The organism is Janthinobacterium sp. GW821-FHT03C10 (assembly GCF_059420865.1).
In genome coordinates, this window is record NZ_JBWKUN010000001.1 from 1,020,380 (window position 1) to 1,032,921 (window position 12,542).

9 protein-coding genes are annotated in these 12,542 nt (G+C 64.5%); 5 read left to right on the top strand and 4 right to left on the bottom strand.

The genetic code is table 11. The annotated features are described in order from the left end of the window. Nucleotides 1–84 precede the first annotated feature (84 nt). Nucleotides 85–1,179 carry a chorismate synthase gene (gene aroC / locus AC07VH_RS04390; protein ID WP_494786916.1) on the bottom strand — a complete coding sequence of 365 codons (1,095 nt, stop codon included), beginning with the start codon at nt 1,177–1,179 and terminating at the stop codon, nt 85–87. A gap of 410 nt (nt 1,180–1,589) precedes the next feature. Between aroC and AC07VH_RS04395 the strand changes: the two genes are divergently transcribed. Next, a complete protein-coding gene (locus tag AC07VH_RS04395; protein ID WP_494786917.1) occupies nt 1,590–3,851 on the top strand; it encodes a putative bifunctional diguanylate cyclase/phosphodiesterase in 2,262 nt (753 codons plus the stop codon). Between the two features lie 69 nt (nt 3,852–3,920). Here AC07VH_RS04395 and AC07VH_RS04400 read toward each other — a convergent pair whose 3' ends face one another. Next, complete coding sequence (locus tag AC07VH_RS04400) at nt 3,921–4,367, bottom strand: CBS domain-containing protein (protein WP_010398828.1); 447 nt, start codon at nt 4,365–4,367, stop codon at nt 3,921–3,923. A gap of 129 nt (nt 4,368–4,496) precedes the next feature. Beyond that, on the bottom strand, nt 4,497–5,120 hold the full coding sequence (locus AC07VH_RS04405) for a 2OG-Fe(II) oxygenase (protein WP_475416465.1): 624 nt from the start codon (nt 5,118–5,120) through the stop codon (nt 4,497–4,499). A 294-nt stretch (nt 5,121–5,414) separates the two neighbouring features. Between AC07VH_RS04405 and AC07VH_RS04410 the strand changes: the two genes are divergently transcribed. From AC07VH_RS04410 to AC07VH_RS04425, 4 genes are read left to right on the top strand one after another with little or no spacing between them, the layout of a single operon-like run. Beyond that, nucleotides 5,415–6,725: an O-acetylhomoserine aminocarboxypropyltransferase gene (locus AC07VH_RS04410; RefSeq protein ID WP_494786918.1), complete on the top strand. Its 1,311-nt coding sequence runs from the start codon at nt 5,415–5,417 to the stop codon at nt 6,723–6,725. Between the two features lies 1 nt (nt 6,726). Beyond that, on the top strand, nt 6,727–7,539 hold the full coding sequence (locus tag AC07VH_RS04415; protein WP_494786919.1) for an alpha/beta fold hydrolase: 813 nt from the start codon (nt 6,727–6,729) through the stop codon (nt 7,537–7,539). Nucleotides 7,540–7,563: 24 nt separating this feature from the next. Beyond that, complete coding sequence (locus tag AC07VH_RS04420; protein WP_494786920.1) at nt 7,564–8,955, top strand: PoNe immunity protein domain-containing protein; 1,392 nt, start codon at nt 7,564–7,566, stop codon at nt 8,953–8,955. A gap of 31 nt (nt 8,956–8,986) precedes the next feature. Next, nucleotides 8,987–10,999, top strand: coding sequence for a DUF6630 family protein (locus AC07VH_RS04425; RefSeq protein WP_494786921.1), 2,013 nt, complete (start codon nt 8,987–8,989; stop codon nt 10,997–10,999). 74 nt (nt 11,000–11,073) lie between these two features. On the opposite strand, the gene AC07VH_RS04430 is transcribed toward AC07VH_RS04425, so the two are convergent. Continuing rightward, complete coding sequence (locus AC07VH_RS04430; RefSeq protein ID WP_494786922.1) at nt 11,074–12,471, bottom strand: esterase-like activity of phytase family protein; 1,398 nt, start codon at nt 12,469–12,471, stop codon at nt 11,074–11,076. Between the last annotated feature and the right edge of the window lie 71 nt (nt 12,472–12,542).

Sequence of the window (12,542 nt, forward strand, 5' to 3'; positions counted from 1 at the left end):
TACGCGCAAGCGCTAATCCGACCTACATGGCATGGGTCGTAGGTCGGATCAGGGCCGCAGGCCCGTCATCCGACAACATTCAATTTACTTCAACTTCGGCGTAGAAACGGACACATCGCCGCACTGCGCGCGGTGCATCAAGGCGTGGTCGATCAGGACCAGCGCCAGCATGGCTTCGGCGATCGGCGTGGCGCGGATGCCCACGCACGGGTCATGGCGGCCGAACGTTTCCACCATCACGGGATTGCCCTCTTTATCGATCGAGCGGCGCGGCGTGCGGATCGACGATGTCGGCTTGATGGCGATCGACACGCTGATATCCTGCCCCGTCGAAATGCCGCCAAGCACGCCGCCGGCGTTATTACCGACAAAACCTTCCGGCGTCAGTTCGTCGCCGTGCTCGGAACCCTTTTGCGCCACCGAATCGAAGCCGGCGCCGATTTCCACGCCCTTGACGGCATTGATGCCCATCATGGCGTAGGCGATGTCGGCGTCGAGCTTGTCGTAGATGGGCTGGCCCAGGCCGACGGGCACGTTTTGCGCGATCACGTCGATGCGCGCGCCGATGGAATCGCCGTCGCGGCGCAACTGGTCCATCGCCGCTTCCATGCGCGCGATCAGGTCGGCGTCGCCGCTGGCGGCAAAGAACGGGTTCGCATGCACGTGTTCCCACGACTGGAACGGCACGGGAATGTCGCCCAGCTGGCTCATGCAACCCTTGAACGTGGTGCCATACTGCTGCAGCAGCCATTTCTTGGCGATCGCCGCCGCGCCCACGACGGGCGCCGTCAGGCGCGCCGAGGAGCGCCCGCCGCCGCGCGGGTCGCGCACGCCGTATTTATGCCAGTAGGTGTAGTCGGCATGGCCGGGGCGGAAGCTTTCCGCGATATTGCCGTAATCCTTGCTGCGCTGGTCTTCATTGCGGATCAGCAGCGCGATGGGCGTGCCCGTCGTCACGCCCTGGTACACGCCGGAGAGAATCTCGACCGTATCGGATTCCTGGCGCTGCGTCACGTGGCGCGAGGTGCCGGGCTTGCGGCGGTCCAGCTCGGGCTGGATATCGGCTTCCGACAGGATCAGGCCCGGCGGACAGCCATCGATCACGCAGCCGATGGCCGGACCGTGCGATTCGCCGAAAGTGGTAACAGTAAACAGCTTGCCAAAAGAATTGCCGGACATAGTAGGAAGTGTGAGAACTGGAAAACTCAATTCTACCAGCCTGCGGGGCATGCCATGCCGCTAATGCCTCAGCGAGGCCCGATATTGCCCCACCCGTCTCGCCATTTTTAAATCCCGTGTATTTTTTCATATAAAAAACACCAAATATGAGTTGCAATCATGCAATCCAGGAAATATTGCTCCACAGAATAGACTTAAAAAAACATTTTGCTTATTAAATAGCTATATACTTGAATCAAAGCGCGCCACACAATGCAGGTTCAAGGCTGCGCCGAGAGCACGTCACAAATGCCCAGTGCTAGGCGTCGTTGCCGAAGACAGTACGCAAGTACGGCGAGGCAACGCAACAACGCCATGGGCTTTTGCGACGCGCTCGTAAAAAATATCGAGTCATCCTGGAGAAGCTATACATGCCCGCACCGATCATCCCCCTTGACGCCAACAAGGACGATCACGACGATCTGGTATTCCTCGATGAGCAACCAGCGGCGCCGCTGGCCGCCGCACAGCGCAGCGTCTGGCGGGTGATGATCATCGACGACGATGAAGACGTCCACTCCACCACCACTTTCGCCCTGGGCAACCTGGAAATGCAGCACCGCCCGCTGGAATTCGTGCATGCGTATTCGGCCGGCCAGGCGCGCGAACTGCTCAAGCATGAAGACGACATCGCCGTCATCCTGCTCGACGTGGTGATGGAACAGGACGACGCGGGCCTGCACCTGGTGCGCTACATCCGCGAAACCCTCAAGATGACGGACGTGCGCATCATCCTGCGCACGGGCCAGCCCGGTTATGCGCCGGAAATCGACGCCATCCGCGATTTCGACATCAACGACTACAAGACCAAGTCCGAACTGACGCGCATCAAGCTGTTTACCACGGTGACGGCCGCCATCCGCTCGTACGAGCAGATCCGTTCGATCAGCAACAGCCGGCGCGGCCTGGACCAGATCGTCCACGCCAGCACGCAGCTGATGGCGCTGCACGGCGTGCAGAACTTCTCGGCCGGCGTGCTGGCGCAGATCGCCGACCTGCTGGGCATCCGCGCCGACGGCGTGCTGTGCGTGCAGGACTTGCAGGACAATGGCGGCAAGGAACTGCTCGTCTCGGCCTGCACGGGCAGCTTTTCCGGCTTGCCGCACAGCGCCCTGTGCGGCCTGCAGAACCCGCGCGTGATGGCCGCCATCGAGCATACGCTGGCGCAGCGGCGCAATGTCTACGCGCACGATTACGCCACGCTGTACTTCGCGGGCAAGGCCGGCCGCGACGCGGCCGCCTACCTCGTGCTGCCGCGCCCCCTCTCCGCCATCGACGAAAGCTTGCTGGAAGTGTTCTGCAGCAACGTCGCCGTGGGCCTGGACAACGTCGAGCTGGTATCGCACCTGCACAACGCCGCCTTCTACGATCAATTGTCGAAGCTGCCCAACCGCACGCGCCTGGTGGAAATCCTCGACGCCACGCTGGCCGGCCCCGCGCGCGACGACGCCACCCTGTCGCTGGTCGACCTCGACCACTTTGCCGAGACCAACGACGCGCTGGGCCACCAGTTCGGCGACACCCTGCTGATCGCCGTGGCGGGCCGGCTGCAAACCCAGCTGGGACCGCATCTGACGGTGGCGCGCCTGGGCGGCGACATCTTTTGCGTGCTGGGCGACTCGTCGCAAGTCAACCCGAGCAAGATCCTGGCCCTGTTCCAGCCGCCGTTCTGCATCGATGGCCAGGACGTGCAGCTGTCGGCCACCCTGGGCCTGGTGCGCCTGGGCGAACATGCGGGCACGGGCGCCGATGCGCTGAAGGATGCCGACATCGCCCTGAAACGGGCCAAGAGCCAGCAGCGGGCCGGGCACTTCTATTTCTCGCGCAGCATGGGCATCGAAATCCGGGAAAGAGTCCGCATGATGCACGCGCTGCGCACGGCCTTCAGCCAGGACCAGCTGTTTGTCGTGTACCAGCCGCAGATCGACCTGACCACGCGCCGCCCCGTGGGCGCCGAAGCGCTGCTGCGCTGGCAGACGCCGGACGGCAAGTTCATCTCGCCCGACCGTTTCATCCCGATCGCCGAGTACTCGGGCATCATCATCGACCTGGGCGAATGGGTGCTGCGCACGGCGTGCCGCGAACTGGTGCTGCTGCGCGAACAGGGCCACCGCAACTTCGTCATGTCCGTCAATGTGTCGCAAGTGCAGTTCCGCCACCCGCTGTTCCTGGAAATGCTGCGCGCGGCGCTGGAAGAAACGCAGGCGCCGCCCGAGTTCATCGAACTGGAAATCACGGAATCGATGGCCATGGAAGAGCCAGACTTATTGATCAAGATGTTGTGGCAGATCAAGCAGACGGGCGTGAGCATCGCCATCGACGACTTCGGCACGGGCTTTTCCTCGCTGTCCTACCTGCAGCGCCTGCAGGTCGACCGCCTGAAGATCGACCGCGCCTTCGTCACCGAGATCACGGGTTCCGCGCGCGGCAGCAGCATCGCCGAAATGGTCATCCAGCTGGGCCGCAACCTGGGCCTGGCCGTGATCGCCGAAGGCGTGGAAGACGAGCGGCAAGCACAGATCTTGCAGGCGCTGGGCTGCCCCATGGCGCAGGGTTTCCTGTTCGCCCGCCCCATGACGGCCGCCGCGCTGGGCACCTGGCTGAACAACGAGGCGCTGCAGGGGGCGGCGTAGGCGCCGGCTTGCATTCACAATGCAAAACGCCGGCAGTTGCCGGCGTTGTTATTACTGCATGAGCTAAGCTTAATCGGTGGTTTCGGCCGGCCAGTCGCGGATATACGCTTTGAGCATCTGGTTTTCAAAGCTTTGCGCTTCGAGCACGGCGCGCGCCACGTCGTAGAAGGAAATGACGCCCAGCAGGGTCTTGGCGTTCATGACGGGCAGGTAGCGCGCATGCTTTTCCAGCATGATGCGGCGCACTTCATTGACTTCCGTATCCGGCGTCACGGTGATCGGATGGTCATCCATGTGCTTGCGCACGGTGCCGCCGCCGATCTGGCCCGCGTTTTCATGCAAGGCGTTGAGCACCTCGCGGAAGGTCAGCATGCCGACCAGGTCGCCAAATTCCATGACCACCAGCGAACCGATGTCTTTTTCAGCCATGGTATTGGCCGCGTCAAGCAGGGGCTGGTCAGGCGTGACCGTGTAGAGGATGTTGCCCTTGACTTGGAGAATTTCAGATACTTTCATATTGGCCGTCCTGTCCGCGTGATTGGTATTTTAGTTATTCTAAGCCCTTACTGCGACTGTAGCCTATGCCTGCGGAAAAATCCAGCCTTGCGCGCAATCAAATCAAGAGGGATTGCGCGCAACTTTTCATCAGCCCCGGCGGCGGAACCACCCGGCAATCGAGAGGCGTTCGCGCGCCGTCGGCAGCACCTCGTGCAGCATCTCGCCCGACAGGAACATGGCCATGCGGCCCGCCTGCGGCAAGATGTCCACCTGACCGCCATCCTGCGGGTGCAGGCGCAGCGCGCCGCCGTGCCCGGGCAGCCAGTCGTCGTTCAAGTACAGCACGACGGACACGGTGCGCTTGTCGTCGTCGCGGAAACGGTCCAGATGAGCCCGGTAAAAGGCGCCCGGCGCGTACAGGGCGAAATGGCTTTCGTACTCTTCCAGCCCCAGGAACAGCTCACGGTTGAGCACGCGGCGCAGCGCTTCCATGTGTGCCAGGTAGCGGTCGCACGCTTCTGAACGGCCCGTTTCCAGCCATTCGATATGGTCGCCGCGGATATCCGGCTGCAGCAGCGGCGCATGGCCGCTGCCCACGCCGGCGCCCTTCATCTTGCCGCTGAGCATGGATTGCACGCATTCGGCGGCCAGCTGGCGGCTGAGTTCAGGGGAAATAAAGTGTTCTTGCATGAGCCAGCCTGCCTGGCACAGGCCGTCGACGATAGAAGGTCCGGGAACGGCAAGGGAGCCGTCGAACGATATTGCGGGCATAAAATCTTTCCTGGTGGACATGCATGAGAGTGCGCCTGAAGCCCAGGATTTCGTTCGCTTGCCACTGCTTCCCTGCCGCGCGGCGCACGCGCACAGGTAAAACAGCCCGAATATCGCTGATACGATATCGTACCACCGCCGCACCGCGCCGGTCACTTTTTTTACACTTCAGGTTACACGCGAGCTGAGCCTGGCCGTCCGCCAGCACGGCCCCATGCGCCCTGCACAAGAGCCCTTTTGCTCAGATGCAAATCAGGTTACGATCTTGCCACTATAAAACTTGGCGGAGACACCATGAGCGGCCCGAAATACCCCGGTTTCGATACCTTATCCCTGCATGCGGGCGCGGCGCCCGACCCGGCCACGGGCGCGCGCGCCACGCCCATCCATTTCACGTCCTCGTTCGCCTTCAAGAGCTCGGAGCATGCGGCCTCGCTGTTCAATATGGAGCGGGCCGGCCACGTGTATTCGCGCATCTCGAATCCCACCAACGCCGTGCTGGAAGAGCGCATCGCCGCCCTCGAAGGGGGTGTGGCCGGCATCGCCACAGCCAGCGGCCAGGCCGCCATGCACCTGGGTTTGTCCACCATCGCCGGCGCCGGCTCGCACATCGTCGCTTCGCGCGCCCTGTACGGCGGCTCGCACAACCTGCTGGCGTATACATTAAAACGCTTCGGCATCGAGACGACCTTCGTCGACCCGCGCGACGTGGATGCCTGGCGCGCCGCCATCCGCCCGAATACCAAAGTGCTGTTCGCCGAAACCCTGGGCAATCCCGGCCTCGACGTGCTCGATATCCCGACGATTGCCGCCCTGGCGCACGAGCACCAGCTGCCGCTGATGCTCGACTCGACCTTCACCACGCCGTATCTGCTGCGCCCCTTCGAGCATGGGGCCGACCTGGTATTCCACTCGGCCACCAAGTTTTTATGCGGCCATGGCACGGCCATCGGCGGCTTGCTGGTCGACGGCGGCACCTTCGACTGGCAGGCGGCCTACGACAAGACGGGCCGCTTTGCCGAACTGTGCGAACCGTATGACGGCTTTCACGGCATGGTCTTCGCCGAGGAATCGACGGTGGCGCCGTTCGCCCTGCGCGCGCGGCGCGAAGGCTTGCGCGACTTCGGCGCCGTCATGAGCCCGCACAACGCCTTCGCCATCCTGCAGGGCATCGAAACCCTGGGCTTGCGCATGGACCGCCACGTGGCCAACACGCGCAAGGTCATCGACTTTTTGCTGGCCAATCCGGCCGTGGAATCCGTGTCCTACCCCGAACTGCCGTCGCATCCCGATTACGAACTGGCGAAAACCCTGCTGCCGAAGGGCGCGGGCGGCGTGTTCACCTTCCAGTTGCGCGGCGACCGCGCGGCGGGCCAGCGCTTTGTCGACAGCCTGAAGATCTTCTCGCACCTGGCCAATGTGGGCGACGCCAAGTCGCTCGTCATCCACCCCGCCTCCACCACGCACTTCCGCGTGCCCGACGATCAACTGGCGCAGGCGGGCATCACGCAGGGCACCATGCGCCTGTCGGTGGGCCTGGAAGACGCCGACGATTTGATCGAAGACCTGGCCCGCGGCCTGAAACTGTCGCAGAAAGGCGCCTGACATGCTGCTCACCATCGAGAACACCACGGCCTACTGCTACACGGGCGGCAAGACTATCAACCCACATCAGCCGACGGCCGTCTTCATCCACGGCGCGCAGAACGACCATAGCGTGTGGACCTTGCAGACGCGCTATTTCGCCCACCACGGCTGGAACGTACTGGCCGTCGACTTGCCGGGCCATGGCCGCAGCGGCGGCGCGGCGAAAACCAAGGTCGAGGAACTGGCGCGCTGGATTCTCGCCGTGCTGGACGGGGCCGGCGCATCCAGGGCCATGCTGGTCGGCCACAGCATGGGTTCATTGATCGCGCTGGAAGCGGCATTCCTGGCGCCGGATCGCGTCAGCCACCTGGCCATGCTCGGTTCCACCTACCCGATGAAAGTCTCGCCGGCCCTGCTGGAAACGGCGCTCAACGATGAACAGGCGGCCATCGACATGGTCAATATCTGGTCGCACTCGTCGATCGCGCAAAAGCCGTCGTTTCCTGGCCCGGGCTTTTACGCCATGGGCGGCGCGCGGCGCCTGAAGCAGCGCATCGCGGCCCTCAACCCCGGTCACGTGTTTCACACGGATTTTTATGCCTGCAATGCCTATGCGAACGGCGAAATCGCCGCAGCTTCGGTACACTGCCCCACTTTATTCATTTTCGGCGCGCGCGACATGATGACGCCGCCCAAATCGACCCGCTGGCTGACGTCCGCCATCGCGCATGGCAAGGTGGTGCAGGTCGACAGCGGGCACGAATTGATGGCCGAGCAGCCGGACGCCGTGCTCGACGCGCTGTTTGCGTTCGCCCAAACGGCAGCGGCATGAACGCTTTTTTTAGGATAGATGCACATGTTGTTGAATACCCTGTTCGATGAATTGACCGGCCGCGGCAGCGGCACGGAGGCGGAGCGGCACGAACGCTACAACTGGTTGGAACAGCTACGCTGCGCCAACCCGCAAGCGGACGAAAACGGTCCCATGGCCGGCATCCCTGGCCACCACTGGTACCGGCTGCCGCAGGCGCTGACGGTGGCGGGCCAGGCGAGCGACCTGCTGGTCGGCACCCTGAACGCCCAGTACCTGGTCTTCGCGGGCCGCCACGCGGCCGCGTTTGCGGCCGAACTGGGCCTGCAATACGACGCCAACAACCGCATCGACCGCCCCGGCGGCATCGACGAACTGCTCGACGCCTATGAAGAAGAGGCCGATGGCAGCTGGACCACCTTGCCAGCGGGGCAGCCGGAAGCGCCGCTGGCGGGCTGGGACGACGTGTATTTCCGCGTGCGCGACCTGAGCGACGGCAAGGCCATCCAGAGCGTGACCACCATCGCCTACGAGAGCAGCCGCTTCCCCGGCTACACCCTGCTGGGCACGACCCTGGTGGGCGCGGGCGCCATCGCCCACGACGAAGAGACGGCGGCATATCTGCAGCAGATCTTCGCCGACTGGGCCATCCAGCGCGACTGCGCCGCCACCTGTCTGCCTTCGTCCGCGCCCTGGCCATGGACGCCGCGCCAGACGCCGTCCGCACCCTTCGACTTTGCCCGCAACCTCGCCTATCTCGACGCCCTGCTGGCCGCCTACGGACGCGCGCAGGCGCAGGCCGAAGTCGATGGCGGCGATAGCGCCTACTGGGCGTGCGCGGCCGCCAGCACGGCTTACCAGGTCTTCTCGCTGCGCTACACGGCCGGCCTGCCCTTGCCTGATGTGGAGACGGCGCTGGAAGCGGCCATCGCCGCCTGCGAAGCGGCGCGCGCGGCCCTGGCCGCCGCCTACGATGACGACGCCCTGCCCGCCTTCGATTTCGAACAGTTGACGGACTATGCGCGCACCCTGCAGCTGCTGGGCGCGGCCCTGCTGTTCGGCCGCCACGACCTGGCCAGGCGCCTGGCCGCCCTGCAGACGGCCTTCGATGGCGAAGACGGCGTGTACGAAGCGCTGCTGGCGGCCATCGATCCGCGGCGCCCCGCCGTCGACGAATGGTATTTCGCCGAGCCCTATACCGCCCTGTTCGACTGCCTGGACGCGGACGATCGCGCACAGCAGCTCGAGCACCTGCGGCACTACCTGGCCAGCTGGCACACGGCGCTGGTGCGCGAAGACTGGTTCAACGGCCATTTGCGCGCGCAGGGCCTGGGCGGCTACTACGGCCTGTGGGCCTTCGAGGCCGCCGCCGCGGCAAAGCAGCTGGGACTCGATCGCGGCGCGCTGGCGCATTGGCTCATGCCGCCCACACCCTGAGCCCCCCCCCTTATTCTTTCAGATAGCATTCATGATCCATACCGCAGCCCTGTTCAGCACCGCCTTTTTACCCGGCCAGGCCGGCTTCGACACCGACGCCATCACCGGCCTGGCCGAATGGCGGCGCGATATTCCCATGCTGTTCAAGCTGCTCATCGGCGCCGGCACGCAAGCCGTCGCCTGGCCCATCTACGGCGATGGCGAAGACTGCCCCTGCGTGCTGGCCGCGCCGATGGCGCAGGCGCAAGCCAGCTGGCAAGCCTTGTCCGCGCTGATGGACCGGCCGCGCGACGCGGCCGCCATCGTCGCGCGCGGTGCCATCAGCGCCCTGCTGGCGGGCGGCCAGCCGTGGCTGATCCTCGATTGCGTGCAGCTGATCGCGCACGACATCGGCACGCCGGAATACGCGGCCGGGCTCGAAGCCCTGCGCGCCGAGGCGCAAGCCCTGCACCTTGCCCTGCAGCGCGGCGAGCGCGATGCCCTGGCGCCTCTGCTGGCCGCCGGCGCCGCATCGCCCGCCACCGGCTACTGGTCGGCCACGGCCGAGGCGCAGCTGGCCGACGTCGAGGAACGCGGCGCGGACGAACTGCCTTTCCTGCAGGACATGGAAGTGGCGGGATGGGAAGAAGACGCGCTATGCTATGCAGTGAGCACCGCCGGCGCACCGGACGTCACCGGCCTGGTTACGCCCTATGGCCGCTGGATCGTGCCCCTGTCGCAGCGCTATGTCGACCTGGGCGTCTACTACGCGGACGATGGCTGGATCACCTTTGCCACGGCGGACGCCCCCGATGCGCACGGCGTGCTGGACCTCAACGGCACGGTGGTGCTGCCGCCGTCCCCCGGCGCCCTGTACGTCATCAGCCCCCATCTGGTACAGAGAATCGCACCGGACGGCGCCAGCCGTCTGCTGCGCCTGCCCGATGGCGCGCTGCTGATCGATGGCGTCGACAACATCTGCCAGCGCGACGACGGCTTGATCGACATCGAGCGCCAGACAGGCGAGACAAACGATGACGACAGGCGCAATGTGCACGGCGTGGTCGACAAGACGGGCAAGGTCGTGGTGCCGCCCGCCTACAGCTGCGTGCAGGATTTCGGCACGAAGAAGAAAATCGCCATCGTCAGCCAGCGCATCGCCGGGCGCTTCCTGTTTGGCCTGGTCAATAGCCAGGGCGAGCTGCTGGCGCCCTGCCGGTATGAAGCCATCGATTGCGCCACCACCTCGTCGCCACCGAAGCTGCGCAAGAACCTGATCTTCGCCATCGATGCGCAGGGCCTCGCGTGCATGCTGACCCTGGACGGAAAACCAGCCTTCACGCCGCGGTATCCGCCCGCCCACCATCTGCGCGGCGTGGCCGTGCAAGGCGATTTTTTATATGTCGTCAAGGATGGCATGGCCTGGAGCATGGATTTCACGGGCCAGCTGCTGGAACAGTTCGACACCGTGGACAACTTCAAGGCGGCCATCACGGCGCAATTGAGCGAGTCCATCGGCCTGGGCAAGAACAAGCCCGAGAAAAAGCCCGCCAAGCGCCGCAGTTTTACGCCCGCGCAGATCCTGGCCAAGGCCGACCGCGAGCAGTTGCGCGCCCTGGCCGCCCTGCTCCTGCCGGGCGATGCGGCACTGGCCGCGCGCTGCGTGGACATCACGCTGGAAGAACTGGCCGAGGACGACCCGGAAGAGGAATACGAAGGCGATACGCCCGAAGCGGCGTGCTTCTTCCTGCTCTGGTCCACGGCCGCCGATGCGCTGGGCCACGGCACCACCTTGGACTGGAAGTCCGTCGATGAAGTGCCGCGCATAGCCCAGCATATCGGCCTGCCCGCGCTGCGCGATTTTTCCTGGGCGGAGCGCGAAGACGGCGATGCGATGGCCGAAGGCCTGGCCGCCATCGCCGCCCACCTGGCGCCGCATCAGCTGCGCCTGGTGAACCTGCACGGCGGCGAGGATACGTATTATCTGGGCGTGGTGCGGGCGCAGGATGCGGACGCGTTCAGCAAGGCGGCGCTGCAGGCGGCCCTGCGGCCCGTGCTGCTGTGACGGCTTGCCGGCCCGTCTGCTGATATCGCACCCGGCCGGCAACATGGAACGCCGTTGCTTGCCGGGTGCGTCATTTACTTGACGGAACGGTCGAACAGCGCCTTGTCAAAACGCAGGGTAATGACTTCGGTATCGTCCGGCTTGCCTGGCTTGCGGCCGTCTTCACCGGGGTAGTTCGTGTCAATTGCCACGACTAGCGTGTGGGCATCGAGGACTTCAACGCTCTCCACCGAGTCGAACGGCATGCTGAACTTACCCACGGGCATATTGCTGGCCTGCCCGCCGATGCCTTTGGGGTCCGAGATGTTCAGCAAGTCCACCAGCAGCGTTTTCTTGAGGGCGCCATCAGCATCTTTTTCCTTCAGGTCGACCAGGTACAGGCGCTTGATCACGGCCTTGGCGCCCCAGAAGCCGTCGCGCTCGATCAGCACGAACTTGCTGCCGCCGACATTGGTCATGTCGCCGATCACGACGCCATTATCCTTGGCCGCGCCATCCTTGCGGTACACGAGGTTCTTGCCCGTGTAGCGCATGGCGGCGGGGTCGAACTCGAAGATATTCAGGTAGCGCTCATCCGCGGCAACGGGCCGCAGCGACGGGTCGCTTGGAGCCGCTTCCGGCACCGCGTAGAGCAGGCTGCGGTCGGCGTTATAGGCCAGGCTTTCGAAGCCGCGGCTGCCCGACACGGTGATGCTGGCGCCCTTGCCCAGCACTTCCGGATTGGCCGGGCTGCGCAGGAAGGGATGGGGAACGGGATCGGCCATGAGCGTGCCGTTTTTGTCGAAGTGCAGGATGTACGGGCCGAACTCCTCGCCCACGAACCAGGTGCCATCGGCGGCGCGCGCGAGCGATTCAATGTCGAAGTCAAAACCGGTCAGCAGGCGGCCCGCGCGAATGCGCGCATCGACGGCGATACCGCTGTCGGAAAAGACCAGCCCGCCGGAGGTGTTGCTTGGGTAGTTGACATGGTCGGCCGTGATTTTCAGGTCGATGCCCTTGCCGTCGTTTAAGAAACCCCTGGCGTCGTTGAAAGCGAGGAAGCTGTTGATCTTGATGCTGCCCGGCGTCTTGCTGGCGTCTGCGGCCGTGCGGAAGTTGATGCTGGCGTTATACAGGCCGAGCACGAAATCGGCCGAATTGCCCTTGGCGCCGTAGCCATTGTCGGCCATGGCGGTCCAGCTGCCGTCGTCATTCCTGAGCAGCGCGGAGAAGCCGGGAATCGGCACGCCGTTGACAAACGGCGGGGTGACGCCCAGCACCGCGGCCGTAAACTGTCCGGAAACCGGCCCCGGCCAGCGCGCCGTGTCAGGCAACGCTGCCCAGCCGACCAGCTGGTGCGGCAGTCCCTCTCCCTCCTTGGGCACCGCGTCGGGAGCTGCAGAGGAACTGCCGCCGCAGGCAGCCAGCACGCCGCTGACCATCACGATGGCCAGGCCGCGGCACAAATTCAAACCGCTCAAATGACAACGCATATTTGCTTCCTCTACAAGATGAATGAAGAGGAAAGCTTACCGGCCTTCGGTGACCAGTTTATGACATGCGT

Excerpts from the sequence above, each read along its gene's own strand:
- AC07VH_RS04430 (WP_494786922.1), bottom strand. The coding sequence starts at position 12,471 with ATGCGTTGTCATTTGAGCGGTTTGAATTTGTGCCGCGGCCTGGCCATC.
- AC07VH_RS04405 (WP_475416465.1), bottom strand. The coding sequence starts at position 5,120 with ATGCCCGCAATATCGTTCGACGGCTCCCTTGCCGTTCCCGGACCTTCT.
- AC07VH_RS04420 (WP_494786920.1), top strand. The coding sequence starts at position 7,564 with ATGTTGTTGAATACCCTGTTCGATGAATTGACCGGCCGCGGCAGCGGC.
- AC07VH_RS04425 (WP_494786921.1), top strand. The coding sequence starts at position 8,987 with ATGATCCATACCGCAGCCCTGTTCAGCACCGCCTTTTTACCCGGCCAG.
- aroC (WP_494786916.1), bottom strand. The coding sequence starts at position 1,179 with ATGTCCGGCAATTCTTTTGGCAAGCTGTTTACTGTTACCACTTTCGGC.
- AC07VH_RS04415 (WP_494786919.1), top strand. The coding sequence starts at position 6,727 with ATGCTGCTCACCATCGAGAACACCACGGCCTACTGCTACACGGGCGGC.
- AC07VH_RS04410 (WP_494786918.1), top strand. The coding sequence starts at position 5,415 with ATGAGCGGCCCGAAATACCCCGGTTTCGATACCTTATCCCTGCATGCG.
- AC07VH_RS04395 (WP_494786917.1), top strand. The coding sequence starts at position 1,590 with ATGCCCGCACCGATCATCCCCCTTGACGCCAACAAGGACGATCACGAC.
- AC07VH_RS04400 (WP_010398828.1), bottom strand. The coding sequence starts at position 4,367 with ATGAAAGTATCTGAAATTCTCCAAGTCAAGGGCAACATCCTCTACACG.